Below are 24,007 nucleotides of genomic sequence, written 5' to 3' on the forward strand. Positions count from 1 at the left end.
CGCGGCTTAGAACGCTTTGCTGCAATTGGGCGGGTTTTTCGAATCGAGTTCGACTAAGGAACTCTTCCGCTAAATTCGAACATGCCGGGCTAGACAGCCGAGATCGGGAATGCCCGTGTGCAGAGGCGATCTACCGTTCATCGGCTAAATTCGAAGCGGCTTCACTTGCCAGCGGAATCGATTAACGGGCAGGCTTGTCACCTGCGTTCCCTCTTCTTCGAGTGACCTATGACCCTCAACATCTGCATTCTGGAAACCGACGTCCTGCGGCCCGAACTGGTCGAGCAATACCATGGCTATGGACGAATGTTCGAAAGGCTGTTTGCCAGCCAACCCATTCCCGCCCGGTTCACTGTGTTCAACGTGATGAATGGCGAGTATCCGCCCGCCGATGTCCAGTACGACGCGTATCTGGTGACGGGCAGCAAAGCGGACTCGTTTGCCACCGACCCATGGATCGAGACGCTGAAGACGTTCTTGCTGGAGCGCTACCAGCGTGGCGACAAGCTGCTGGGCATCTGCTTCGGTCATCAGCTGCTGGCGCTGCTGCTGGGCGGCAAGGCCGAGCGCGCCACCCAAGGCTGGGGCGTGGGAACCCATCAGTACAGCCTGGCCAATCGCGCGCCCTGGATGACCCCGGAAATCGAGACCCTGACCCTGCTCATCAGCCATCAGGATCAGGTGACTTCGTTGCCCAAGGACGCATCGGTGGTGGCGTCGAGCGAATTCTGCCCGTTCGCGGCCTACCAGATCGGTGATCAGGTGCTGTGCTTCCAGGGTCATCCGGAGTTCATCCACGACTACTCCCGCGCGCTGCTCGACATTCGTCAGCAGCACCTGGGCGAGCCGGTGTATCAGCAGGCGATTGCCAGCCTCGACCGCGATCACCACGGCGTCACCGTGGCGGAGTGGATGATGCGTTTCGTGGCGCAGGGTACCCAGCCCGCCCAGTGAAGGGGAACGGGCTGCGGTGAAGGCTTTTTGCGCCGGGCTACAGCCAGCCGGCGCGCTTGAAGCCGGCGAACAAGCCGCTGCAGCCGGACACGATCACGCCCAGCACAATGTAGTAACCGTAGTGCCAACTCAGCTCGGGCATGTTTTCGAAGTTCATCCCGTAGATGCCGGCAATGGCCGTGGGGAAGGCCAGTATCGCAGCCCAGGCGGCGAACTTGCGCTGGGTGATGCTTTGTCGTGATGACTCCAGCAGCAGGCCGATCTCGATGGTCTGCGTGGCGATGTCGCTCATGGTACCCAGGTCTTCCATCTGCCGCGTCACGTGAATCTGCACGTCGCGGAAGTAGGGGCGCATGTTCTTGTCGATGAACGGGAAGTCCAGCCGTTGCAGCTCCTCGCTGATCTCGACCATGGGCGCCACGTAGCGCCGCATGCGCAGCAGCTCGCGGCGCAGCCCGTGCAGGTGCTGGATGTCGGCCTCGTTGAGCGAACCTCCGAGCACCCTGCGTTCCAGTGCTTCGATCTCGGCGTGGATGGTCTCACTGACTGGCTGATAGTTTTCGGTCACGAAATCCAGCAGCGCATAAAGAACGAAATCCTCACCGTGATCCAGCAGCAGTGGTCGGGCCTCGCAGCGCTTGCGCACCGAGGCATAGGACGCCGAATGGCCATTGCGGCAGGTGATGATGTAGCCACGCCCGGCGAAGATATGGGTCTCGACGAACTCCACCTTGTCGTCGCGGCGAATGGGCGAGTAAGTGACGATGAACAGCGCATCGCCGAAGGTCTCCAGCTTGGGCCGGCTGTGCACCTCCAGGGCGTCTTCGATGGCCAGTTCGTGCAGGTCGAACTGCTTCTGCAACTGGCTCATCTGCTCGGCGCTGGGCTGCTCCAGGCCGATCCACACGAAATGCCCCGGGCGCCGTGCCCACTGCGCGCCTTCGTCGAGATTGATATCGGTAATCTTCTTGCCCGCGCTGTATACGGCGGCGGCGACCACTCGGCCCATGATGTTCACTTCTTCGGTTGGCGGGGCGGCCCGGTATGGGTCTGCTGTGGATAGGAGTGTCTAGGCGCGGCGCAGTTCGTGGTCCAGTTCATCGATCGTCTGCTGCATCTGGGCGCGGCAGCGTTGCAACAGCTCGGCGGTGTCCTTGTGCGTCAGGCCTTGGGTGGCGATGGGCGCCAGCGCCCGTACACGCACCTGGCCACTGCGCCAGCGGCCCAGGCGCAGGGTGCGCCGATAGCGGCTGATGCACACCGGGACGATAGGCACGCCGGCATCGATGGCCATGTGAAAGGCGCCTTTCTTGAACGGCAGCAGTTCATCTGTGCCGTTGCGGGTGCCTTCGGGAAAGATCCAGATGGAGGTGCTGCGGTCACGCAGGGTTTTCGACGTGAGCTGCAACGAGCGGCGGGCCTCTCGGGCGTTCTCGCGATTGACCAGGATGTTGCCGCCCAGCCAGAACAACTGACCGAACAGCGGGATCAGCCCCAGGCTCTTCTTGCCGACCGCCACCGTGCGCGGCGGCACGATACCGCCGAGCAGGAACAGGTCGTAGTTGGACTGATGATTGGCAACCATGACGAAACCGGGCGGCTGCGCGTTCAGCGAATCCACTTGCGCCTCGACCTCTACACCCAGCACCCGTCTGGCGGGCAGTGAATAGAGCCGGGCAAACAGCCGGGTGTTGTCGGGATGAAACGGTCGACACAGCCCGAGCAACAATCCCAGCACACCCACTGCAATGAAATGCAGCCCCAACAACACGAGACGAACGGCGTAGAGCATCCTGCGCAATACCTTGAATGGAAAACATCAGTGTACGGTCGTGCACCCCTATCGGCAATTGCGGGTCTGGCGTGCCGCTCGCTGTCAGAAGCCTTGCTCCTGATCGAGCAGGATCGCTTCGTCGAGGGTTTCCAGAAACGCGCGACGTGCCTTGAGTTTGGTCTTGGCGTGAGCTTTCATGTTCAGCTTCTGCAACCGCTGGGCGGCAGCCAGCGCAGCTGCCTGCAACTGCTCGGGCGCGACGATCTGATCGAGAAAACCGGCCTGCAACGCGCCGGCCGGGTCGAACATTTCCGCGCCGATCACCGAGCGCTCGAAGGCCGCACGCCCCAGTCGATCCCGCGCCAGCTCGATGCCGGCATGGTGCATGGTCATGCCGATCTGCACCTCGTTCAGGCCAATATGGAAAGGCCCTTCGACGCCGATCCGGTAATCGGCCGACAGCAGCAGGAACGCACCTTTGGCCACCGCGTGCCCCGGGCAGGCGACGACGACCGGAAACGGATGGCTCAACAGTCGGCGGGCGAGGGTAGAGCCCTGGGTGACCAGGCTGATCGCATTCTGCGGGCTGGAGGTCATGACCTTGAGGTCGTAGCCCGCCGAGAGAATGCCGGGCTGGCCGGTGATGATCACCACCGCACGCGCCTGCACGGCCTGGTCCAGCGCGTCGTTGAACGCTGCAATGACCTCGGGCGAGATGGCATTCACCTTGCCGTTGTTCAGGGTCAAGGTGGCAATGCCGTCCTCGAATCGGTAATCGACCAGCTCGTTCATGCGTTATTCCTTTATGAGGTTGTGGCGCCGACGTTACCCAGCCTCGCCGGCTGGGTAAAGCGCCGTGACTGACTGCCCAGTCACGTCAACCCGTCTGCAGAAATCCTGCGCTATGCTTAAGCGCATGAAAAACTTGCAAAAAAGCTTTGCCATCACGAACGCTTTCGAATACATTAGCGCGCCTCGACAGATCGAACAGGTTTGACGAGAAACGGTGAAGTGTCCGAGTGGCTGAAGGAGCACGCCTGGAAAGTGTGTATACAGGAAACTGTATCAAGGGTTCGAATCCCTTCTTCACCGCCATATTATACCCAGAGAGCCCCGCTATGCGGGGCTTTCTGTTTTCCAAGGTTTGTTATTCCCCCATCCGGTCCCCCACTTCAATGTCGCGTCTCCGCGAACCTCTATGTGCTTACAGCGCTGCAGAGGAGCGAAAGTCCTCACAGGTTTCAGGTGGCGTGGACAGAGCGCTTATAAAGCTGCAGAGCAACGCGATCAGCATTGCGCAGCACATCACTGCGAGTGCTAGGTTGATCTTCACCGCTACGACCAGGGTCGCCGAGTACAGTGCGACTGCGAGCGTGAGCAGTGCGCATACGATTTTGAGTTTGTGCATTCTGGTTCTCACGTAATTGAGCTGATGTTCATCTGCAGCAGCCACATAGAGCCCGCCACATGGCGAGCAGGTATCGGTTGGTGGTCTGCTCTTGCTACGCCGCTAAACTTAATGCGCTGTAAAGAGCTCTTTGCTTGAGGGCGGCGCCTTGGCCGAACCAGGCGGAGTCCATCCGGTAGTCGGCGGATCGAGCTCGTTTTTCGTGATCAACGAACTCGGTCACCGCATTCAGCAGCCCCCATGCGGTGCCTTTGGCTGATGTCAGGTCTGATCCCTTGCCTTTACCGTCGAATAAACTGTTTGCTCTCGCAATGGCGTGGCGGTTGTTGTGTTGGCCCTGTGGAGAGGCGCTGGTGCTGGCGACGCTGAGTACCTGATTGAAGAACACCTCGGCTTCCTTGCGTGAGACTTTTCGCTCACTGAGGATCCGCATCTCGTACATGAATTCCTCCCAGCGTAATACTGCAATGCCTAACTGCTTCTTGACGAGGTCAGGGCTGAAACGTGTGTTGTGGGGGACTTTGATAGCGGTCGTACTGCCATTGAGCGATAATGCCAGCGTGTTATTGCAGACGACTCGAACGGTGGTGGGGGTCGCAGTGGTGGCGAGCGTGCCGTCACAAGATGTGGCGAGCAACAAATAGCCGCCCACCTCGTCACCCCCCTTCAAAGCGACTGACTGGCCAGTTCTCGCCAATGCCCAGAATTTCTTCCCCCCTTTGAGCACGCCTGCGGTCTCGAGCTCGTAGCCTGACTTTTCAGTCAAGTCCCGATAAAACTCTAATACCTCGTTAGGCTGAACGACCTGGTAACGTTGCGAGACGACTGAGAGTGGCTCTTGTGTATCAGAACGGTACAACACCTTCTGCTCAGGGAAAGTATGGATCGGAGCCAATAAACTTGATCCAGCAGACTTGAAATGAACGGCGCTGGATTCAATCCGCCAGTCCATACCTGCTTCGCGTTGCCATATCTCAAGCGATTGGTTGGGCGAGAGACGATTCCCCAAACCATGCCAAGGTGTTTCGCCGGCATACGCCATTTGCTTCACTTCATGAGCCATGATTAACTACCTTAGGCAGAGTTAGATTAATTCCGATTGTTTGGATATTGAACCGCTTTGATCACTGGATCGAACATGTACCCACAGCTTAGGCAAACATGGGTATGGAAGCCCACGCTCGGTATATTTCTAAGCTTGAGCTGAACGGAGCTCGCGAGCGGCGCCACTAGGTTCTGAGAAAGCTTCTCGAGCGTAATGTAAGCAGCGGACTTTGGTACGGCCGGATAACGCGCCTGGAGGCGGCTAAGAATGAGCACGTTAACGGCCTCGGCACACAACGCTAGACGTCGCGTAGTTTTTATAGAGGCGGTTTTTCGGGATTGGCATTGCGGGCATGAGATCGGCATGGCGACTCCAGAATGATTGGTCGCCTTAGTTATATAGATCTTATTTTTTTTGCTTTATAAGTATAATTGAGGTATATTTAATATTGTTATAGTCTAACTAGCGTCAATGGCTGCAGTCACAATTTGATTTGGGGTTTGCTTAATAATAACAATTCATCACCACGGATAATATGTGGTTAGGTAATTGAGCGTCGCAGAATCAAAAAAGCTATTGGATAATTAGTAAATTCGACCGCTGTATCCTGGGTTTCTATTCACTGCATCCTCTTCGATCGATTCTGGATGCTTGTATGGATAAGCCATGGCTTCAGATTTCAGTGTTAAGTTCTGAAGCCTGCAATTGGCCTTTAGTAGTTCTACTTCATAGTGCTTTTTATCAATTTGCGCAAAGATAACTGTGCGCTCATTTTGGCTTAATTGATCAAATTGGGAGATTAGTGACTCGATCAAGTGGCTTCTGTTAACTTTTAAGCACCGGCAATGTTTATCTATTTTTTTGATCGAGTCGTTTTTTAAGTAAACTTGCAGGGGTTTTTTATCTATTTCTTTAAGCTTCTGTGCTTTTTTGGCCTGCCGCCATGCAACTTTCGCTGCGTCAATGACTGATTTAGGGTTGCTGTGATACAAAATGTAAGAGGTCACATTATCGAGAGATAGTATCTGAGGGCCGAACTTTTTCTGAAAGTATTTTAGCGCCCAAGCTGCCTTTGCCGGACCGCCATCTCTGATCCAGCTTGACAGTGATTCATAAGCTGATCCCATAAGACCTCCGGCTGTGGAAAAAGCCTTGATAGCATCCGTAAGATACGCTCGTCAAAAGGGTTGGGTAAAAATCAGATAAATGGCGTGACATGTGCTGTGAGATAGATCGTGACATGTCACTATACCAGGCGGTATTTTGTGGTTTTAGGCGAGGTGGTCATGGACGCTGAATGGCTTGGGGCTGTCCTGCAAGGGATCTTACGTACGCCGATTTCCGCAACCAGCCGGTGCACAGCTCGGAAGCATCTATCTTCTGGTGACGCGAAGTGGTTAGCGTTAAGGCTTGCTTTGCTTCTCGGACAGCCCGGACCTGTAGGCCGGTCCCCAAGTGCAGAACTCTGTAAAAGCGTTGGCATCTCCCGGCGAAAGGAATTTCGCGCTTTTCGAGATCTGGAGCTTTGCGGATGGATCAGAGATGGCCGCTTTGACCCGGATGTAACGTTATCACCAATCCGAGTGCCCAACATCGATGCCATTAGGCATACGCTCACCTACAATGATCGTTTCGCAATGGTGTTGGTAGCTTTTGCAGGTCAGGTTTTGAAGCAAAACAACGCGCTGCTTTTGGGAATTCTATTGTGTCTAGCTGGGGCGGATGGGCGTGTGTCTGCAGTAAGTGACCGGATGCTCAGCAGGCTCACCGGTTTTAACCCTAAACATCAGCTGAAGACGCAAATGCAGCGATTGCAGGAGCTTGGGTTCGTTGGCCTCGTCGTACCTGGCGTTACGGGACGTAGTGTCTTTCGTACTACAAAAAGCTGTGTTTACCTAAATCTTCTTCATCCCTGCTGGCAGGGGCTATACCCATCTTGGAGTGGAGTTACGATTACTCGTGCAGATTGGAAGCGTGTTACCGGCGAGGGTGAGGCCGTTGGCCGTAGGTGGCTATGCCATACCGTAATAGGTGAGATCACCAGTAGGCAGGAAATACGGGCTTTTTGTGATAATTTTTTCCTATTAGTGATTTCGGAAATGATGTCGATGCCTAGCGCAATTCCTGTGGAAAGCCCTCGGCTGAGGGCTCGGGTGATTAGCGCTTTGGCACCCTCCGGCATCTCGGACGAAAATCTAACATGGTTTTTGAGAGAGCTTTTGAGGATTGCCAGCAATATCCTGGATGAACTTTTTAAGGGGCGTACGCCAGCATATGTCGAGGAGGGTGGATGGCTATTTTGTTTACGGCCAGCACACTTGACTGAAAGCTCGTTTTCTAAGACGAGGGATTCCGAAAATTATGCCGTGCTAACGACAAATGCCATGCACATCAATAGCCGCTACCCTAGCCTGATTCACCACCCTCTGACTTCGAAGCCATGGATAGTTACTGGCTATCTAGCCAATCCGCTTCGGGCTTGGCCGAAGTTTAGGTCTGGACTGCACAGTGCTTCAAAGGCGAGTAAGTGATCGTCCGGAAGAAATACTGCTGTACCTGATCCTCTGCGAATAACAGAGGATCGCAGCTATGAGAGTAATGCGCCTGAAAGACGTCATTGATACGACAGGGTTGTCCCGATCTACGGTGTACAAATACATAGCCGACGGGATTTTTCCACGGCCCGTGACGCTCGGCGACCGGTGCGTTGGGTGGGTAGACAGCGAGGTCTATGATTGGCTACTAGCTCGCATCGAAGAGCGAGACATTGGTATGGAGGCCGCCGTTCTGACGCATCAATAGCTTCTGTTTCAAATCCCTAAACTGTCCGATCCGTGCACCGGCGACGAACTCGTGGCCGGCTACGGCTAGCGTACTAGTTTCCAGCACAGAAATGTGCGTCAAAGCCAGACAGATCTTGGCTTTGGATCAGCTTGGATTTCGTATACCTAAAGAATCGAATCCGAAGTAGCAGAATAAATACAATCCAAAATCAACTCTACGCATCAGTCAGACGGGCTCTTTGATCGCTCGGATCTATCCCTAGCCCCCTGCAGAAATCTACTAGCCGCCAATTCCATATGGGTAACAGCACTCGCGCGAATACCGAGCCGACGACTGCTGCCTGCAAACCTATCATTCTGGTTATCAAGGTCAACCGATGAACCTATCTGACGACCATGGTGCGCTTGACGCCATGGAGGGTGCAATCCCCTCATTTCTTGCAGCAAGTTTAGCTTCTGACGAGCACGGGGTGCTGACACCCGATGAGGAGCATCAGGTCAGGATGACACTCGTGTATCGGGTGAAACCGATGCTCGAAAAGCTAAAGAAGACTGTGCATGATTTGTTCAGTGTCGAGAAAGCCCGCGTTGGAGAGCATAAGGTGAAGGTAACCCGCTTCGGTGGATGGTTTCTTCGCTGCCTAAGAAGTGAGATAATGGACATCTTCGAGATGTTCCCGCTGTCGAAATTCAACCCCTATTTCGACACCTTCCTTATGGCCGTGAACCGCCATGGCATGATGTTGGGTGAATTTCATATCCGAACTGCCCGGGGAGAGAACGTACCGCATTTGGTCAACCGGCTCAACCAATGCGTGGGTGAGATCCGTCAAGAGTTCCTGAGTCCTGATTTCCGAAGACGCTTGAGGGATTACCGAAGGCCCATCAAGAAAAATTACGAGAGCCTCATGCAGTACTTCAAACGTCTCTTTGGCAGGCATTCGAGGATGATGATCATCCGTCTAGACCTCTCCTACAAGCAACAGTACCGGCGTGGAATGACACCAGAGACAGTCATCCAGCACCGACAGGCTATGCTAAGGGACCTCAACGCAGGCACGTTCGGTCCTATGCAAGGTTATGCCGCTAGGCTAGAGATGGGCATGCGCAAGGGCTATCACAGCCACTGGGTTATCTTCTTCGACGGTAACGGAAACTGGATGGATACTGAGGTCGCCATGCAGATCGGCCAGCATTGGGACAAGGTCATCACGGAAGGCATAGGAAGCCACTACAACTGCAATGCCCGCAAGGAGCGATACCAGGAAAAGAATATTTGTTTTCTAGGACTTATCCACCACACCGACGGCGATGCCCGTGTGGGTCTGGAGAAATTTGCGAAGTACATCACCGAACCGGATGAATTGTTGAGGCTCTCAGTCCCGGGCATCAGATCTCTTTGGAAGGGACACGCTTCAGAGCCACCATCGAGGCCGAGACCCGGGCGGCCTCGCTCCCCTGGCAAAGGTGACAGTCAATGGTTGAGCTAATACCGGCGGGGGCTTTAGTGACCACCAATCAACGCCTGCATGAATGCCAGCGATTTCGCTGGCTTCTAGGTTGATAGCTCAGTTCGAGCGATGTCCTTTGCTGCACCACTTTTCCCATTCTCCAAGCTGCTCATTATTGATCGGGGCATCCGCGCCGTTAGTGGATTGGAACTTGTCGATGTAGTCACTAACGCAGCTATCAATCTCGCTGCTGTCCGGTTGGCTGATGGCGGGAGCAGCGTAGAAAACGTTATTTCTGTACTCGCCGACCTTCATCACTTCGCCATTCTCAAAACATTCCTTGGTAGGGCCGTCCGGAGATCCATCTTTGAATGTGGTTTCCTTGATCAAATGACCGGTGCCAGCATCCCATACCCTCACTACCCCGTTAACACGCCCGGCGTGATACGGCACCTCACCGGTCTTCCTTCCATCAGGCGCTGTAGTGGTCTAATGAAACCGGACACCCATTTAGGCGAGAATGCTCGCCACAGAGAGGTGTCTGATGACCAAGCAACGTCGTGCCTTTACCCCTGAGTTCAAGCGCGAGGCGGCGTGCCTGGTGCTCGATCAAGGCTACAGCCATACCGAAGCAGCCCGTTCGCTTGGGCTGGTTGAGTCGGCTCTGCGTCGTTGGGTGAACCAGGTCCAGCAGGAGCGTGGCGGTGTTACTCCGACCAGCAAAGCCCTGACGCCTGAGCAGCAAAAAATCCAGGAACTCGAAGCCCGTATCAATCGGCTAGAACGGGAAAAATCGATCTTAAAAAAGGCCACCGCGCTCTTGATGGCCGAGGAACACGAGCGTTCGCGTTAATCGATCAACTGCGGGCTCAAGAGCCGATTGATCTGTTGTGCTCGGTATTTGAAGTAACCCGATCTTGCTACTACGCGTACTGCCGAAAACGTCGGTATCCGGATGCCGAACGGGTGGTTTTGCGTAGTCGCGTGAACGAGCTGTTCACGCAAAGCCGAAGCGCTGCGGGCAGCCGAAGCATCATGCTGATGATGAAAGAGGACGGCATGCAGATCGGGCGATTCAAGGTACGTAGGTTGATGCGCGAGATGAACTTGATCAGCAAACAGCCGGGCTCACATGCCTACAAAAAGGCTACTGTGGAGCGGCCTGATATTCCGAACGTGCTTGATCGGGGCTTCAACGTTACATCCCCGAACAAGGTCTGGTGCGGTGACATTACGTACGTTTGGGCTGAGGGTCGATGGCACTACCTGGCGGCTGTCATCGACCTTTGTGCCCGCCGTGTTGTGGGTTGGGCGTTCTCATCCAAGCCCGACGCCGACTTGGTGATCAAGGCGTTGGACATGGCTTACGAGCAGCGGGGCAGGCCGCAAAACGTAATGTTTCATAGCGATCAGGGCAGCCAGTATGGCAGCAGGAGTTTCCGCCAAAGACTATGGCGATACCGCTTCACACAGAGCATGAGTCGGCGCGGCAACTGCCACGATAACGCGCCGATGGAGCGGCTATTTCGCAGCCTGAAAACTGAATGGATACCGACGGTCGGCTACATGAGCGCTGCGCTAGCGCAACAGGACATCGGCCGGTTCCTGATGGAGCGATACAACTGGCGGCGACCGCATCAGTTCAACGAAGGGCTAGCGCCTGCGGTCGCTGAGGAAAAACTCAATTTAGTGTCCGGGAATTGTTGACCACTACAATTCCGCTAACGTGGCGGGTATGGCTGTCACCTAGGAAGCCACAACTGTACTCGCAGTAATCCTAGGCTTTGTCGCTTCGAGGATTCTGCCCGCGTCCCTCGCTGCAGGTAATCCGAACACTCGTACGTAATCTCGACTGAACTGGGTCGCACTTTTATAACCCACCTCGAATGCCCCCTACGTGACGCTTTTGGCACTGGCGATCATCAGCATGCGCGCTTGCAGCAGGCGTAAGCGCTTTTGATACTGTAAGGGCTTAACGTAGTCACTACCTTGAAATGACGATGGAGCGCCGAGACGCTCATAGCTGCTCGCTGCGCCAGGCTCTCGACGTTGATGGGTTCGGCGTAGTCACGACGAATCCATTGGATGGCCTGGTTTACCCTGGCCATGGCCGTGTCGGGCGCCGCGATATCCCGCAACATCGAGCCATGGGGCCCTTGCAACACGCGATACAGAATCTCGCGCTCTTATGCAGGAGCGAAGGCCTCAATGTCGTCAGGCTTGCCATCAAGCGCAGCATCCGCACCCAGGCGTCCATTAACTCGGGTGTGGTAGCGGCGACCGAAAAGCCTGGATCGTTATCGTGTCGCCCGGCAGGTTTGAGCAGGTCCGCCAGCAGTGTCGTAAGCACCATGGGATCGAGCGTAAAGCTGACCGCCAGGTATGGCTCGCCGGTGACGGCAGGGTGGACAGCGCCCACGGCTGGTAGCTTGATGGACATGACGAAATTAAGTGGCCGGGTCGTACCGCAACGTACGGTCGCCACCTTCATGGTTTTACTGCCCCGCAAAATTAGGTTGATCATCGGGTCGTAGACCGCAGCGAGCATGTGCTCCGGGATCTTGCCCTTAACCATAGCAACGCGCGGGATGCCCGTCTTGGTGCGACGGTTTTCGGCAATGGCGGCGAGGGTGCGCAGTTCATTCAGTTTGCTGTTCATGCCGGGCATGCTGACGTGGCTCTGCGCGCAGTCTAAGTGAAAGCAGAAACAGGCAGGTTTGAAGCAGGAACCGTCGCGCTCATCAAGCCCCAGTCCCTTACCGTGGAGGCTCATTCAACGAGCAGCGGAGATGGTCATGGGCGTAATCGTCATCACCGGTGGCAGCCGAGGTATAGGCCAGTACAGCAGAACACGCAGCGTAACGCGGCATGGGCCTCGTCCTCACTTACAACGCTCACCCAGAGGCTGCGCAGGCGGTCATGCAGCGCATTGAGCAGTCTGGCGGTAAAGCCGTTGGGCTCAAACTCGATGTCGCCGACGTTTGCAGCTTCCAGGGTTTTCGCAGCACTTTGACACGGTCATTCAGGAAGTCTGGGGCCCGACAGTGCTCGCAGGCTTGGTGAACAACGTGGGCTACGGCCTGCTTAGTCCGCTGAAGTCAGTCACCGAGGCAAAGTTTGACGGCCTTTTTAACGTTCACCATCTGTTACACCTATCGAGGAAAGCGCGTGGTTACGCGTTTAGTCGTGGATCACCTTACTGGTCATGCGGCGGTTCGTATGCCCTCCTGCAGTTTGGCGCAGCGAAAAAAGCGGATCAGCTAAGATGGACACGAGATCAGCAAGACATAAAAGGGGTCGCTCGCGGCCTTGGACTAACGAATATCATATTTCACCGAACGTTGGGATCCAAGGCGACAAGCTGACCAGACGACGTTAGACGTCACATGTCAAATTCATGCCTTCAGTCTGTAATTGTTATGCTAGCCATAAGCTTTGAGGCCAAGCTTTGCTGGCCCTCGATAATGAAGGCACTGACAATCGAATGATAGGTTCCGTCCTGATCGATCATATCGAAATGCGCTTGCCACGTTACCGTACTTCGTGAGCCATTTCCTTCTGGCCTAACCTTTACGGCAGCTAGAAAATCGATAATACAAAGCTCTGATTCCTCGTGGCCATATGAAAATTCCATCAGGTCATTATCGACGGACAGAAGTCTCTGACGTACAAATCCCCCGTCGGCAAGAGTAAGCTTTCTGATGGAGCCACCAATGTCCGCAGATTTCCCACCCTCAACAGTGCAGTGTGCTACTCCAGTATGCCACTCAGCGATACTGTCAAACTTTCTGAGGACGTGCCAAATTGTCTGAGGGTCTGCGTCGATGATGGCAGTGTGTTTGACTGAAGCCACGTTGGTTTTCCTTGTCCTGTATGGCACGCCTGACGGTGGCGCAGGCGTGCAGTTGGCTTGATGGAATCAGATAGGCTTAACTGAAACCACTTCGACATACTTGAAATTCTTTTCTCGCCAGTTTGGTAGCTTCTTGTTCTGCCAGGAGCGTGCTCAGGGTATCAGCCTCATGGGTCATCTCTTGGGTATGGCCTTCGAAATCATTCCCTACTCGCAGGATGACTCTAAGCCTAGGTGTGAAAGCATTTGCTGATGTCCTTTTGGTTGAGGATTTTGGAGGAAGCTCGACCCCGATCTCTGGAGCAGGGTCTGACGCTTCTGCAGACGTCGCAGGCGCAGAGACCTCGGCGCCGCCGAATAGCGCACGTCTCATCTCTTCTTCTGTAAGTTCTGAGCTCATGTAAAGTCTCGGATTTCTTAGGTTACAAATGCTTATGCCATTCTACCAGATTGGTGAGATTAGCCAAAGTTATGGGATACGGAGTTACTTACCTTCGTGTGAGCAAGACGCTGCAATTGGTCGTGCTTACCGTCACTGCGGCTGGGAGTTGGACGGGCCGCGTCGAACAGCTGTAGTAAACCGAGCTACTGCATGTCTCCAGCCTATCGGGCTTCCATCTTCCGTTCTTCAGTGTCAGTGCCCTGTGCGCCTGGTTGGCAACGACAGACCTTTTTTTCCACCAAGGCGGAGCCGTTGCTATGGACTTTGGTAATAGCTGCAAAGTGTTCTTACGAAAATCCATCCGTGGTGGAGTGATTGCAACCCTGCTTCTCAACCAGTAGGTAACAAAATGCCTTTAGATGAACGTTCGAGATTGTTTTAGAAAAGCGCAGGCCCAGCATGCGTCACTAGTTATTTAGATTTCAAAAATGCACATACACTGAAAAGCAACCTAGTAAAACCCATAAGCTACCGAAGATCCATGGCGTGCGCATTGAAAAGGCGAGAGCTTTGTTGTTTCCGTTTTTCATTGTTTCTCTATAATGAAAAAGAGGAGCGCCATCGCGATCAAGACTTGCTAGCGGTTCGTTGCGCAACATGAATGTTTGCTTGGAGTACCAATGGTCGATAACGTCGTAAGACGATTTGAGTCCCGGCCAAGCCTGAATCGAAAGCAACACTCCAAACAAGGCTAAGAGAACGGGTAGCACCAGTGTGAAGAATTTGCCCCATTCTGAATTCAAGTTCGCCATAGTCGACGCATAGACAACTACCAAAAACGACTGTGCACCTAGGTAGGCATTACTGCGGTCAGACAGAACAGTTGTTTCACATTGTATTTCGTTCCGATAGAAATCCAATCGGTCGCGTACCGTCACGAATATTTTAGATGGGTCTTCAGGATGTACATCCTTGGGGGTACCACCCGTGATGATTCGCTTCAATGATCCATTCCTTGCAAGATGCGGCGAAAAAGCCCCTACCCAAATCAAGTCGTTCTGAAGCCCTGAAACCTGCATCGAGCAGACATTCCGCTACGCGTTTTAAGCGTCACCGCTGTGTAAACACAGGCTCTAGGGCAACTGTTTCAGCCCTTGAGGGCACCTTTGTGAATCGTCGGAGTGCCCCGGTTAGGGACGTTCCTTACCGCTCGGCTAACGATCCACATTTCTAGTATGACCCCGAATTCGGATCACAGCGGGACATTCAGTGAGCCGATCAAGTTATCGGGGGTTTGGCTGGTCATCCATTTCAGCGTTGTTGGGATCGATATCAGGTACGCCCTTCTCGTAGGGATTGGTTGACTCATCGCTTGGCGCATCGACTTCGTTGTGAGGCAGCTCATCAATGCCTGCCTCATCACTCGGATTCAAGTCAGTACGACCGGGGCTAAGAGGATCAGTATTTTCAGGACGGAACTGGTTACTATCGGCTATATCTTTCAAATTTGAATCTGACATGGTTACCTCCAATGAAAGCTTTTTACAGGTTTGAGGTGATTGGTTTCAGCCCTTGCTATGACTATCAGATGTTGGGGGGATAGCAACACCTCTCGGCCCCGCAATGCCCCAGATAGCGAGTCCAACAACCGGCAATATGAAGATCAACACCGTCCAGCCTAGCTTCGTACCAGAGCTTTTGGTGCTTCGCCACACGCTTGTCAGTACCCAGATGTCTAGCAGCAAGACGATCACAGCGGACGCCGTCCAGAAAGTTGAGGTTTCCACGGTTCATCACTCCTTAGGGATCACCTACAGAAGAAAGTCACCGGTCTGCGCAAGTTCCCGATCATTTCAGGTTGGCGATTGACTGTTCATCCCTATGCCCGGAAGGCAGGATCAATCAAGCTATCTGCCTTTACCTCTGCAGGGCCAATGTACCTATGAGAGGGAAGATGTCCGCGTTCTACCAGGCACTATGCCTGTGGGTGGTGATAGCAAGATCTTGATACGCCCACAAATTTCTTACGTTGGTCATCGCGGTGGCTCTCACAACCGAATGTCTAGACAGAAGATAGCGAAACTGAGTTCGTCACACGCCTAGCAGGGGCGGATGGCCATGACCTTGACGGAAAGAAAACCTATAGACTAACCTTGTTAGTTGTTGTTTAAGGCTTGGAGCAAATGTCTAAAGGACGTAGCAAGCGTGCTGGTTACACGTTGATCATAGAGGGTTTATGTCGTTACCGATCACAGCTAGGCAACTAAACGCCCTACGCGCCTTGCCCAGAGCGAACCCGGATTTAGGGGAGCTGGCTAGCGCGGTTGCCTTAGCTTTTGACGCGTCAAAAATCGACAATCCAGAGCTCGCCAGGTTGATTTTGGAGAAGACCTGCAGACGTATTGTCAGCGGCCAACCGGGAAGCCGCGAGATCATGGTTCAGCACCTTCAACACTTCGGGAGCCTCGAATGCTTATCTTCCGAGCAGGTCACCGAGTTCTCAACCCGCATTCGGAAGCTGGGCTGAGCCCGTAGGTGCACTGACAGCGCCTACGGGCCTAGAAGATGCGATCAGGACAACCAGGACTCGACTGTGTCCGAGCCATGTTCAGCCTTCCATTCTTTGAGGGTCTTGTGATTACCGCCCTTGGTTTCGACTACCTCACCGTTGTGCGGGTTCTTATAGACCTTCAGCGCTCGAGCTTTGCGACTAGCCTTGGCTGGGGCAGCGTCAATGCGGCTAGATTGTTATACTGAACGCTCTGGTATCCAGCGGGTGGAAGTCCGTAAGTGCCGGATTCGTATGGCGAAGTTTCCTTCCCGCTTGCCTATGTACTGATTAATGCTGCCGTTGGTCGAATGAATGTTCCCAAAGCTGCTATCAGCATTTGAGTACATGTGTCTTTGCACATATGTGCCATTCGAACGAGTGTATCTGCCGACGTATTTGTCCGCGAATCAAAGTGTAGAAAGGATAGCGAGGCAGCAAGCCAAGACGATCCCTTATTTCATGCGCATGATCCACTTCACAAATTGTGTCCCTAGCTCTGCCTTCATATTTGAGGTATGTCGATACGCCATCATTAACTCGCTAGAGCTGCAACCTCGCTGCTTTCAGTGTTCACCCAAGCGCAACTATAAATAAAATCGGTGGTGTTGGTTCGCTCTTATACCGGATGCATACTCCACTCACGCCGGTAGAGCCGGTGTTGAGAAATGAGTGGTTATGTGACGCTGCTGCTATGCGGCGGGCCGTCGAATTACCTTGAGGTAATCGCGCCTTCGAAACTAAAATCGCCTTACGCGTGAACATCGATCAGATGGACTCTGAATCTGCCCTGGATGTCTTCGACACACCCTGAAAACACAAAAACTCTTGATTCGGCCGCCACGGCTATCAGCAGGCTAGGGGAGAAACATGCAATACACTCATGCGTCATTTCTAGGTGACAACGGAGCAGTGTCAGCTACAGCCAAGCTCTACATCTGGGCTGCAATTATCCTCATCTTTTCCGAATTGATCGGATCAGTCAGCATTCCTCTCGGTTCTAGAAAGATCGTGTTGCTACCCATGGTGTGGTCTCTACTGCTAGGGGCAGCAGTGGGAATCGCAAGTAAGCGACTGCCGAACGCTATTGGGATCGACACCAGAACTCAGCTACGCGCAGCATCCATCCTTCAACCCGCGCTCTTGATTTTCATTGCTAAGCTCGGTTTGGTAGTAGGGGGTCGCTCCCCGTAATATTTGCTTCTAATTGGGCGTTAATCTTCCAGGAATTCGGTCACTTCGTCGGCACCGTAATTCTAGGGCTTCCAGTAGCCTTAATGCTCGGTATCAAGCGGGAGGCTAACCTTTTTGGCCGACCATTGCCGGGCAGCGAAATCACTGATGTTGTCCACCGCACTGTCCATCAGCTCCTGCATGGCATCCTCACTGCTCCAGGCAATGTGCGGATTAAGCAGAAAATCATCTCGATCAATTAATGAGAAAAGAGGATTACTAGGGTGTAACGGCTCATGCTCGACCACGTCCAGCGCCACGCCCCCCAACCTGCCGTTATGCAATGCATCGATCAGCGCCGCTTCATTGATGACTCCACCCCGACCGGTGTTCACCACCACTGCATCTGGCTTCATCAGCGCCAGCTCTTCTGCCGCAATGAGGTTGTGCGTCTCAGGCGTCAATGGGCAGTTGATGGATAACACATCACAGCTCTTCAGCAATTCAGCCAGTGGACGGCAGTCCGGGCCAAGGCGTTTGCCACCCCGATCCTCGAACAGCACCTGCATGCCAAAGGCTCGCGCTACATGCGCCAGGCGCATGGCAATCGGTCCGCTGCCGATGATCGCCAGTTGTTTGTCACGTACATCACGGATGCGATGGTTGAAGTAGATATTCTGGTAGGGCGCCTCGCCGACGCTCACCTGGCGCATCAGCCGGGTGAATGCGGCTGGGCGACGAAAAAGTTCCAGAATCATCGCCAAGCTGTGTTCAGCCACTGTATTGGCAGCGTATCCAGGCACGCTGGACACCTCGATGCCATGCGCGTCGCAGTAGTCGACATCGACAATGTCTCGCCCGGTCAGGGCCAGTGAAATCATTTTCAGCCTGGGCAAATGTCGCAGGTGTTCTTCGCGCAGCGGCACGCTGCACGTTAGCGCAACGGTCGCGTCCTTGAGGTGCTCGATGACCTGCTCAGGGCGGGTGTAAGCGAATTGCTGCCAACTGTGCTCGCAATCCGGGCGTTTCAGGCGCGTGGAGGACGCCAACCCCTCGTCGTCGAGGAAGACGATCTGTTCAGTCATGATCACATCCTTATTTCTTTTGTGCCGGCACGTAGCCGGCTGGGGCCATGGCGACCAATTGGCGAGTGACGAAGCCGGCGTCCTGATCGTGATCTTCCAGAGACTCTTTGCGTACCAGCGCGTCACGCACCATGTGAGCACCGAAAAAGCGGAACGGCTCGGGCGGCAGCAACTTCATGCTTTGGTTGACCAGGCCGCAGTTGGACCATTCGTCATTGGCATGTTCGACCAACGACTTGATGATACGGCTGGCGAATACTGTGGTAGCCACGCCATTGCCGGAAAACCCGATTCCGTAGGCGACGTTCTGGTGGTGGTCGAGGTAGCCGAAGTTCGGCAAGCCTTTCATCGCGCGGTCAATCGGGCCGGTCCAACTGCTGACGATCGGCACGTCGGACAGCTGTGGGTACAGGCGACGCATCTCGGCGGCTACCCTGCTGGCCGCCGGCGAAGGTTTTTCATAGAGGTTCCCAATACGCCCGGCGTAGGCGAACTGCCCCAGAGGCTTGCCAAAAACGATACGGCCATCCGGGGTGTTGCGCCAATAGTTGAGCACCGTGCGCGAATCCGTCATGCATTCACCGCCACTGAAGCCGATGGCATCCAGCCTGGCCTTCATTGGTGCAGTGGCCACCATGTCGCTGGACATGATCGCAATCATCCGACGCAACTCAGGGAAGCGTGCACCCCAGGCATTCATCGCCAGCACCACGCGTTCGGCTCGCACGGTGCCATGCTCGGTGTGTACCACTGGGTTCGCGCCTTGCTCCAGGCGGGTGAGCGGAGTCTTCTCGTAAATCTTCACGCCCAATTTCAGTGCGACACGGCGCAGGCCACGGGCGAGCATTGCCGGCTGTACCGTGGCGGCGTTCGGGTCGTAGATACCGCCCAGCACCAGAGGCGAGCCGACTCGACTCTGGATGGTCTGCCGTTCCAGTTCCTGGAATGGGTTGACACCCAGGCTCTGCAGGCCGTCAGTCAGGACCCGCCAGGAGTTCATCTGGCGTTGGTTGGTAGCCGTCCACAGCCAACCGTCCTTGCGATACTGCGCGTCGATGTCGTGCTCCTTACAGAAGCTGCCGATCTCGTTGATCGCCGACTCCGCCGCTTCGCAGATACGCCGCGCCTCGACGTCACCGCAAATGGTTCGCAATGAAAGGTACTTGCCCCACCAGTTGGTAGCGATACCGCCGTTGCGGCCGCTGGCCCCGGCCCCACAGCGGTCGCGCTCGACGATCACGATAGCTTTTTCCGGATTCGCCTGTTTCATGCGAATGGCGGACCACAGGCCGAGGTAACCACCGCCGACAATGCACACGTCCGCTTTAACAGATTCCTGCAGGGCAGGGGCCAGATCGTTGTCCAGGTCCAGCGCCTGGGCATACCAGAGTCCACGGTACATAAGGGGTGCCTTCGAGCATGTTGTTTTGTGATCGTATGGTGCGCAGTGGTGCCGACAATCCGCTATGACGCAGGAGACAATTGATAGAAGAACGCTGACGCGGGTTCACATAATGAAAAAGCTGACGCAAGCCAATAGGTCCGCGACAGCTTGAAGGATGTAAAAGGCGGCGTCAGATCTGGCCGAACGCCTGGATCTCGATGCGGTAGTGCGGCGTGGCAAGCGCGGCCCCGACACACGCGCGCACGGGCGGCTGTTCGCCAACCCAAGCGTCATACACTTCGTTCATCGCAGCGAACTCGCTCATGTCTGCCAGCCAGATCTGCATGCGTGTCAGGTTTGCCTTGCCCGCACCGACCTGGGCCAGCGACTGCTCCAACTGTTGCAACACACAACGGGTCTGCTCGGCAATCGCCTCCTGGGGCGCCAGGGCGACGATGCCACTGGTTTCGATACGGCCGTCCACCAGTACCAGTTGGCTGGATCGTGGGCCAATGTTGATACGTTCAATCATCACTCGCTCCTTAAAACAGTACGTAAGTCTTGCGCAAGGCTTCGCGGATGTCCCATACGCCTTCGCAGTTCTCGGGGAACAGCACCGCATCGCCGGCGCGCAGTTCCACCGGTTCGCCGCCGTCGGGCGTGAAGATGCACCAGCCGCTGACGATGTGGCTGAACTCACGGTTCTTGAGGTGACGGCGGAACACACCTGGGCTGCTTTCCCAGACACCAATACTCGCGCCAACGGCGTCATCGCTTTGTGCCTGGCCCGTAGCGGCGAGGGCAATCGGTTCGCCGATCGGCAAGCGTGCCGGTGCGGCTTCCCCTAGAGGGGAGGCCGCAGCGTTGCGCACGACAGTCAGAATGTGGCTCATGGGTTCCCTCAGGCGTTGTGTTTGGATTAGGGGTAATGGCGACACGGGCCACTTTTGCACTGGAGCGGGCAGCGTGCATATAACAGAAAGGACCCGTCATCGGGCGTAGCGCAGCGCGTCACGGTATTCCGGTGCCGGGATAATACAAATTGACCCTCTCATACAATTCAGGGCGTAACGACCAAGATAGAGTTCAGTCTGTTCGGTTAAAAATATAAGAAGAGGGTTGTATGAACCATACCGATGACATTCTTTCGGTGAAGAACATCTACAAGGTCTTTGGTCCTGATTCGGACGTTGCCATGAAGATGTTGAACAGCGGAGCCGACAAGGAAGAGATATTCAGGAAAACGGGTCATGTCGTCGGCGTGTTCGATGCCAGCTTTTCCGTCAAGCGTGGCGAGATATTCGTAATCATGGGCCTCTCCGGTTCCGGCAAGTCTACTATGGTGCGCTTGTTCAACCGCCTGATCGAACCCACTTCCGGCAGCATTCATCTCAATGGTCGGGAAATCACCGGGTTGAGCGACAAGGCCCTGCTCGATGTGCGCCGCAAGGACATGAGCATGGTGTTTCAATCCTTCGCCCTGATGCCGCACATGAGCGTGCTGGAAAACACCGCATTCGGTCTTGAAATCTCGGGTGTGGGCGAACTTGAGCGCCATCTACGCGCCCGGGAGGCCCTGGCCCAGGTAGGCCTGGCCGGTCAGGAATACTGCTATCCCCATCAATTATCAGGCGGCATGCAGCAGCGTGTCGGCCTGGCTCGGGCCTTAGCCAATGACCCGACTATCCTCCTGATGGATGAAGCGTTTTCCGCTCTCGACCCGATGATCCGTCACGAGATGCAGGGCGAGCTGATCCGATTGCAGGCCGAGCAGCAAAGGACCATCATTTTCATCTCTCACGACATCGAGGAAGCTACTCGCATCGGCCATCGCATTGCGATCATGGAGGGCGGACGCATCGTCCAGATCGGTACTCCGTTGGAGTTGATCAACCAGCCCGCCAACGATTATGTGCGCGCGTTTTTCAAAAGCTTCGACGTGTCGAGGTTACTCAAACCCGACGACGTTGCGCAGGTCGATAGCGCCGCGGTTTGCGGTATCTGTCAAAAAGAACTGAAACAAACGCCGAGCTTTCACTGAGCGACCTGGCACAAGAGGTACGTCCCGATGTCCGATTTCAGTTTTCTCGATCCCTTCCAGTCAGCGACGATCCCCCTAGGTACGTGGGTTGAAAGCGTGCTGAATTACATGGTTCACAACTTCCGCGATGTATTCCGGGCCATTCGCTGGCCTATTGACCAGGTGCTCAATGGGATCGAGTTCACCTTGCAGAGCATTCCGCCGACTATTGGCATTCTGCTGTCGTCACTCCTGGGCTGGCAGCTTGCCGGCAAACGTATGGCGCTGCTGGCCTTCGTAACCCTGACCCTTCTGGGCATGATCGGAGTCTGGTCGGAATCAATGACAACTCTGGCGTTGGTGCTCACCGCGGTGTTTTTCTGCGCGCTGATCGGCATCCCATTAGGCATATTGTGTGCGCGCAGTGACAGGCTGGAGCGGGTAACCAGACCGCTGCTTGACGCCATGCAGACCCTCCCTGCGTTCGTTTACCTGGTGCCAGTGGTGATGCTCTTCGGTATCGGCAATGTGCCGGGCGTGCTGGTCACGATCGTCTTTGCCCTGCCGCCCCTGGTGCGGTTGACCAACCTTGGTATCCGCCAGGTGCCAGAAGACAAGATCGAGGCCGCCCGCGCCTTCGGTTGCACGCCGCGGCAGATGCTCACTCGCGTGCAGTTGCCGCTGGCCAGTTCGACCATCATGGCTGGGCTCAACCAGACCCTGATGCTGTCGTTGTCCATGGTGGTGATCGCGTCGATGATTTCCGTCGGTGGCTTGGGCCAGATGGTCCTGCGCGGCATTGGTCGGCTCGACATGGGCCTGGCGACGGTGGGCGGTGTCGGCCTGGTGCTGCTGGCGATCTTCCTCGACCGACTAACGCAGGCCATGGGCGCCCGCACAAATGCCGACCCAAGCCTTCGCTGGTTTCACACCGGCCCTGCAGGCGTGTTCATGCGCCTGGTCGGGGCCGGGAAGCCCACAACGCCGCGCGAGCCCGCCTGAGATTTTCCGCTTCAGCTGACGCCACCCACACAATAACCAGAAAAAGGTACGCGAAGATGCACGCATCTACATTCACCCGGAGTTTTCTGCAAAGCGCCTGTGCGCTGGCCCTCAGCATCGTTTGCCTGGGCGCCAGCGCTTCGGTGGACAAACCGGGGGATGGCGTGAAGATCACCCCGGCGTTCCCGTCTGTCGATGAAGAGCGCTTCCGTGGCGAGATCGCTTTGGCCGGATTACGTGAGCTGGGCTACCAAGTGCAGACTCCAAAGGAAACCGAATATGCCACGATGGTCCTGGCGGTCGGTTTCGGTGACGCGGACTTCACAGTCAGCTTCTGGGACAAACTGCATGCGAGCTTCTATCAGAAAGCAGGTGGCGACGAAAGCATGCTGAAAGTCGGCAATATTCTGCCGGGCGTGTTGCAGGGTTACGTGATCGACAAGAAAACCGCAGATAAATACAACATCAAGTACATCACCGACATGAAGAAGCCGGAGATCGCCAAGCTGTTTGATACCGACGGCGACGGCAAGGCGGACATGACTGGCTGTAACCCGGGCTGGGGCTGTGAACTGGTGATTGAACACCATATGAAAGCCTACGACTTGCAGAAGTCGATACACGTCAACCAGGGCTCGTACTTCGCCTTGATGGCCGACACGATTACGCGTTTCAAAGAAGGCAAGCCAGTGTTCTATTTCACCTGGACGCCGCAATGGGTTGCGGGGGTGCTGGTTGATGGCCGGGACGTGGTTTGGCTGGAGGTGCCCAAGACTGATCTTCCGGGCGGCGACAACACGGTCAGCACAATGTATCAGGGTAAAAACCTGGGCTTCGCGATCGACACCGTGCAGGCGCTCATCAACCGCAAATTTGCCGAGAAAAACCCGGCTGCCGTGAAATATCTGTCGCTGGTACAGATTCCTGCAGCCGACGAAAGTGCGCAAAACCTGAAAATGCAGCAAGGCGAGAAATCCAGGGCGGATATCCAGCGTCATGCTGAAGAATGGATCTCTGCGCATCAGGTACAGTTCGATGGCTGGGTCAAGGCTGCGCGGGCAACAGGAGCACAGGCGAGAAACTGACTCTCACCGCCGACGGAACGGTATTCTGAGTTGACAGAAGCCCGTTCCGTACCTCGCCAA

General features: G+C 55.2%; 23 protein-coding genes, 1 tRNA gene and 4 pseudogenes. 11 read left to right on the top strand and 17 right to left on the bottom strand.

The window, feature by feature from the left end; genetic code table 11:
• Positions 1-228 precede the first annotated feature (228 nt).
• The gene (locus tag ABMD26_RS17885; RefSeq protein ID WP_354311007.1) at positions 229-954 is read left to right on the top strand and encodes an amidotransferase; all 726 of its coding nucleotides are present in this window, start codon (positions 229-231) and stop codon (positions 952-954) included.
• 37 nt (positions 955-991) lie between these two features.
• Here ABMD26_RS17885 and ABMD26_RS17890 read toward each other — a convergent pair whose 3' ends face one another.
• The 3 genes from ABMD26_RS17890 to ABMD26_RS17900 all read right to left on the bottom strand — a co-directional run bounded on the left by ABMD26_RS17890 (position 992) and on the right by ABMD26_RS17900 (position 3,520).
• On the bottom strand, positions 992-1,963 hold the full coding sequence (locus ABMD26_RS17890) for a magnesium and cobalt transport protein CorA (RefSeq protein WP_056843743.1): 972 nt from the start codon (positions 1,961-1,963) through the stop codon (positions 992-994).
• Between the two features lie 60 nt (positions 1,964-2,023).
• Positions 2,024-2,746, bottom strand: a complete 723-nt coding sequence (locus ABMD26_RS17895; protein WP_354311009.1) for a lysophospholipid acyltransferase family protein — start codon at positions 2,744-2,746, stop codon at positions 2,024-2,026.
• Positions 2,747-2,830: 84 nt separating this feature from the next.
• Positions 2,831-3,520, bottom strand: coding sequence for a crotonase/enoyl-CoA hydratase family protein (locus ABMD26_RS17900; protein ID WP_049862116.1), 690 nt, complete (start codon positions 3,518-3,520; stop codon positions 2,831-2,833).
• 213 nt (positions 3,521-3,733) lie between these two features.
• Here ABMD26_RS17900 and ABMD26_RS17905 point away from each other — a divergent pair.
• Positions 3,734-3,823 (top strand) — tRNA-Ser (locus tag ABMD26_RS17905).
• 407 nt (positions 3,824-4,230) lie between these two features.
• Here ABMD26_RS17905 and ABMD26_RS17910 read toward each other — a convergent pair.
• Both ABMD26_RS17910 and ABMD26_RS17915 read right to left on the bottom strand, forming a co-directional pair.
• The gene (locus ABMD26_RS17910) at positions 4,231-5,199 is read right to left on the bottom strand and encodes a DUF932 domain-containing protein (RefSeq protein ID WP_354311011.1); all 969 of its coding nucleotides are present in this window, start codon (positions 5,197-5,199) and stop codon (positions 4,231-4,233) included.
• 566 nt (positions 5,200-5,765) lie between these two features.
• Positions 5,766-6,308, bottom strand: coding sequence for a hypothetical protein (locus ABMD26_RS17915; RefSeq protein WP_354311013.1), 543 nt, complete (start codon positions 6,306-6,308; stop codon positions 5,766-5,768).
• A 1,462-nt stretch (positions 6,309-7,770) separates the two neighbouring features.
• Here ABMD26_RS17915 and ABMD26_RS17920 point away from each other — a divergent pair.
• Positions 7,771-7,983 carry a helix-turn-helix transcriptional regulator gene (locus ABMD26_RS17920; RefSeq protein ID WP_354311015.1) on the top strand — a complete coding sequence of 71 codons (213 nt, stop codon included), beginning with the start codon at positions 7,771-7,773 and terminating at the stop codon, positions 7,981-7,983.
• Positions 7,984-8,341: 358 nt separating this feature from the next.
• Positions 8,342-9,454, top strand: coding sequence for a YagK/YfjJ domain-containing protein (locus ABMD26_RS17925; protein ID WP_354311017.1), 1,113 nt, complete (start codon positions 8,342-8,344; stop codon positions 9,452-9,454).
• Positions 9,455-9,532: 78 nt separating this feature from the next.
• Here the strand turns inward: ABMD26_RS17925 and ABMD26_RS17930 are convergent, their stop codons facing one another.
• A complete protein-coding gene (locus ABMD26_RS17930) occupies positions 9,533-9,868 on the bottom strand; it encodes a toxin-antitoxin system YwqK family antitoxin (RefSeq protein ID WP_354311019.1) in 336 nt (111 codons plus the stop codon).
• Between the two features lie 91 nt (positions 9,869-9,959).
• Between ABMD26_RS17930 and ABMD26_RS17935 the strand changes: the two genes are divergently transcribed.
• Positions 9,960-11,122, top strand: a protein-coding gene (locus ABMD26_RS17935) for an IS3 family transposase (protein WP_354311021.1) whose coding sequence is annotated in 2 segments (ribosomal slippage) — positions 9,960-10,212 and positions 10,212-11,122 — 1,164 coding nt in all. Because the reading frame shifts where the segments join, the coding sequence is not laid out codon by codon here.
• A 388-nt stretch (positions 11,123-11,510) separates the two neighbouring features.
• Here ABMD26_RS17935 and ABMD26_RS17940 read toward each other — a convergent pair.
• Positions 11,511-12,074, bottom strand: coding sequence for an AraC family transcriptional regulator (locus ABMD26_RS17940; protein ID WP_354311023.1), 564 nt, complete (start codon positions 12,072-12,074; stop codon positions 11,511-11,513).
• Between the two features lie 136 nt (positions 12,075-12,210).
• Here ABMD26_RS17940 and ABMD26_RS17945 point away from each other — a divergent pair.
• A pseudogene (locus ABMD26_RS17945) lies at positions 12,211-12,555 on the top strand (SDR family NAD(P)-dependent oxidoreductase); the annotation flags it as partial.
• A 263-nt stretch (positions 12,556-12,818) separates the two neighbouring features.
• Here the strand turns inward: ABMD26_RS17945 and ABMD26_RS17950 are convergent.
• The 5 genes and pseudogenes from ABMD26_RS17950 to ABMD26_RS17970 form a co-directional block, all read right to left on the bottom strand.
• Entirely contained in the window at positions 12,819-13,268 is a 450-nt protein-coding gene (locus ABMD26_RS17950) for an SRPBCC family protein (protein WP_354311025.1), read from the bottom strand.
• Between the two features lie 66 nt (positions 13,269-13,334).
• Positions 13,335-13,668, bottom strand: a pseudogene (locus ABMD26_RS17955) (hypothetical protein).
• A 464-nt stretch (positions 13,669-14,132) separates the two neighbouring features.
• The gene (locus ABMD26_RS17960; protein WP_354311027.1) at positions 14,133-14,654 is read right to left on the bottom strand and encodes a hypothetical protein; all 522 of its coding nucleotides are present in this window, start codon (positions 14,652-14,654) and stop codon (positions 14,133-14,135) included.
• A gap of 279 nt (positions 14,655-14,933) precedes the next feature.
• Positions 14,934-15,170, bottom strand: coding sequence for a hypothetical protein (locus ABMD26_RS17965; RefSeq protein ID WP_354311029.1), 237 nt, complete (start codon positions 15,168-15,170; stop codon positions 14,934-14,936).
• 45 nt (positions 15,171-15,215) lie between these two features.
• A complete protein-coding gene (locus ABMD26_RS17970; RefSeq protein ID WP_354311031.1) occupies positions 15,216-15,437 on the bottom strand; it encodes a PLD nuclease N-terminal domain-containing protein in 222 nt (73 codons plus the stop codon).
• Positions 15,438-15,886: 449 nt separating this feature from the next.
• Here ABMD26_RS17970 and ABMD26_RS17975 point away from each other — a divergent pair, with 449 nt between their 5' ends.
• Positions 15,887-16,177, top strand: coding sequence for a hypothetical protein (locus ABMD26_RS17975; protein WP_354311033.1), 291 nt, complete (start codon positions 15,887-15,889; stop codon positions 16,175-16,177).
• Positions 16,178-16,221: 44 nt separating this feature from the next.
• Here the strand turns inward: ABMD26_RS17975 and ABMD26_RS17980 are convergent.
• Positions 16,222-16,386, bottom strand: a pseudogene (locus tag ABMD26_RS17980) (histone-like nucleoid-structuring protein, MvaT/MvaU family); the annotation flags it as partial.
• Positions 16,387-17,068: 682 nt separating this feature from the next.
• Between ABMD26_RS17980 and ABMD26_RS17985 the strand changes: the two are divergent.
• A pseudogene (locus tag ABMD26_RS17985) lies at positions 17,069-17,499 on the top strand (DUF3100 domain-containing protein); the annotation flags it as partial.
• Here ABMD26_RS17985 and ABMD26_RS17990 read toward each other — a convergent pair.
• The 4 genes from ABMD26_RS17990 to ABMD26_RS18005 all read right to left on the bottom strand — a co-directional run bounded on the left by ABMD26_RS17990 (position 17,473) and on the right by ABMD26_RS18005 (position 20,733).
• The gene (locus tag ABMD26_RS17990; protein ID WP_354311035.1) at positions 17,473-18,456 is read right to left on the bottom strand and encodes an NAD(P)-dependent oxidoreductase; all 984 of its coding nucleotides are present in this window, start codon (positions 18,454-18,456) and stop codon (positions 17,473-17,475) included. The pseudogene ABMD26_RS17985 and the gene ABMD26_RS17990 sit on opposite strands and share 27 nt — an antisense overlap.
• A gap of 10 nt (positions 18,457-18,466) precedes the next feature.
• Positions 18,467-19,858 carry an NAD(P)/FAD-dependent oxidoreductase gene (locus ABMD26_RS17995; RefSeq protein WP_354311037.1) on the bottom strand — a complete coding sequence of 464 codons (1,392 nt, stop codon included), beginning with the start codon at positions 19,856-19,858 and terminating at the stop codon, positions 18,467-18,469.
• A 172-nt stretch (positions 19,859-20,030) separates the two neighbouring features.
• Positions 20,031-20,372, bottom strand: coding sequence for a RidA family protein (locus ABMD26_RS18000; RefSeq protein WP_354311039.1), 342 nt, complete (start codon positions 20,370-20,372; stop codon positions 20,031-20,033).
• A gap of 10 nt (positions 20,373-20,382) precedes the next feature.
• Positions 20,383-20,733 (bottom strand): cupin domain-containing protein, encoded by a 351-nt coding sequence (locus ABMD26_RS18005; RefSeq protein WP_354311041.1) that lies wholly within the window; start codon positions 20,731-20,733, stop codon positions 20,383-20,385.
• A gap of 230 nt (positions 20,734-20,963) precedes the next feature.
• Between ABMD26_RS18005 and ABMD26_RS18010 the strand changes: the two genes are divergently transcribed.
• Genes ABMD26_RS18010 through proX form a run of 3 tightly spaced genes read left to right on the top strand, consistent with a single transcriptional unit; the run spans position 20,964 to position 23,947 of the window.
• Positions 20,964-21,881: a quaternary amine ABC transporter ATP-binding protein gene (locus tag ABMD26_RS18010; RefSeq protein ID WP_354311043.1), complete on the top strand. Its 918-nt coding sequence runs from the start codon at positions 20,964-20,966 to the stop codon at positions 21,879-21,881.
• Between the two features lie 27 nt (positions 21,882-21,908).
• On the top strand, positions 21,909-22,862 hold the full coding sequence (gene proW / locus ABMD26_RS18015; protein WP_354311045.1) for a glycine betaine/L-proline ABC transporter permease ProW: 954 nt from the start codon (positions 21,909-21,911) through the stop codon (positions 22,860-22,862).
• Between the two features lie 56 nt (positions 22,863-22,918).
• Entirely contained in the window at positions 22,919-23,947 is a 1,029-nt protein-coding gene (gene proX, locus ABMD26_RS18020) for a glycine betaine/L-proline ABC transporter substrate-binding protein ProX (protein WP_354311047.1), read from the top strand.
• The last annotated feature ends 60 nt before the right edge of the window (positions 23,948-24,007 follow it).

The sequence above is a fragment of the Pseudomonas sp. PvP001 genome (assembly GCF_040546375.1).
In the GTDB taxonomy this organism is placed as follows: Bacteria; Pseudomonadota; Gammaproteobacteria; order Pseudomonadales; family Pseudomonadaceae; genus Aquipseudomonas; species Aquipseudomonas coleopterorum.

Excerpts from the sequence above, each read along its gene's own strand:
- ABMD26_RS17975 (WP_354311033.1), top strand. The coding sequence starts at position 15,887 with ATGTCGTTACCGATCACAGCTAGGCAACTAAACGCCCTACGCGCCTTG.
- ABMD26_RS17900 (WP_049862116.1), bottom strand. The coding sequence starts at position 3,520 with ATGAACGAGCTGGTCGATTACCGATTCGAGGACGGCATTGCCACCTTG.
- proW (WP_354311045.1), top strand. The coding sequence starts at position 21,909 with ATGTCCGATTTCAGTTTTCTCGATCCCTTCCAGTCAGCGACGATCCCC.
- ABMD26_RS17940 (WP_354311023.1), bottom strand. The coding sequence starts at position 12,074 with ATGAACAGCAAACTGAATGAACTGCGCACCCTCGCCGCCATTGCCGAA.
- ABMD26_RS18005 (WP_354311041.1), bottom strand. The coding sequence starts at position 20,733 with ATGAGCCACATTCTGACTGTCGTGCGCAACGCTGCGGCCTCCCCTCTA.
- ABMD26_RS17990 (WP_354311035.1), bottom strand. The coding sequence starts at position 18,456 with ATGACTGAACAGATCGTCTTCCTCGACGACGAGGGGTTGGCGTCCTCC.
- ABMD26_RS17885 (WP_354311007.1), top strand. The coding sequence starts at position 229 with ATGACCCTCAACATCTGCATTCTGGAAACCGACGTCCTGCGGCCCGAA.
- ABMD26_RS17965 (WP_354311029.1), bottom strand. The coding sequence starts at position 15,170 with ATGTCAGATTCAAATTTGAAAGATATAGCCGATAGTAACCAGTTCCGT.
- ABMD26_RS18010 (WP_354311043.1), top strand. The coding sequence starts at position 20,964 with ATGAACCATACCGATGACATTCTTTCGGTGAAGAACATCTACAAGGTC.
- ABMD26_RS17915 (WP_354311013.1), bottom strand. The coding sequence starts at position 6,308 with ATGGGATCAGCTTATGAATCACTGTCAAGCTGGATCAGAGATGGCGGT.
- ABMD26_RS18000 (WP_354311039.1), bottom strand. The coding sequence starts at position 20,372 with ATGATTGAACGTATCAACATTGGCCCACGATCCAGCCAACTGGTACTG.
- ABMD26_RS17920 (WP_354311015.1), top strand. The coding sequence starts at position 7,771 with ATGAGAGTAATGCGCCTGAAAGACGTCATTGATACGACAGGGTTGTCC.
- ABMD26_RS17910 (WP_354311011.1), bottom strand. The coding sequence starts at position 5,199 with ATGGCTCATGAAGTGAAGCAAATGGCGTATGCCGGCGAAACACCTTGG.
- ABMD26_RS17995 (WP_354311037.1), bottom strand. The coding sequence starts at position 19,858 with ATGTACCGTGGACTCTGGTATGCCCAGGCGCTGGACCTGGACAACGAT.
- ABMD26_RS17890 (WP_056843743.1), bottom strand. The coding sequence starts at position 1,963 with ATGGGCCGAGTGGTCGCCGCCGCCGTATACAGCGCGGGCAAGAAGATT.
- ABMD26_RS17925 (WP_354311017.1), top strand. The coding sequence starts at position 8,342 with ATGAACCTATCTGACGACCATGGTGCGCTTGACGCCATGGAGGGTGCA.
- ABMD26_RS17895 (WP_354311009.1), bottom strand. The coding sequence starts at position 2,746 with ATGCTCTACGCCGTTCGTCTCGTGTTGTTGGGGCTGCATTTCATTGCA.
- proX (WP_354311047.1), top strand. The coding sequence starts at position 22,919 with ATGCACGCATCTACATTCACCCGGAGTTTTCTGCAAAGCGCCTGTGCG.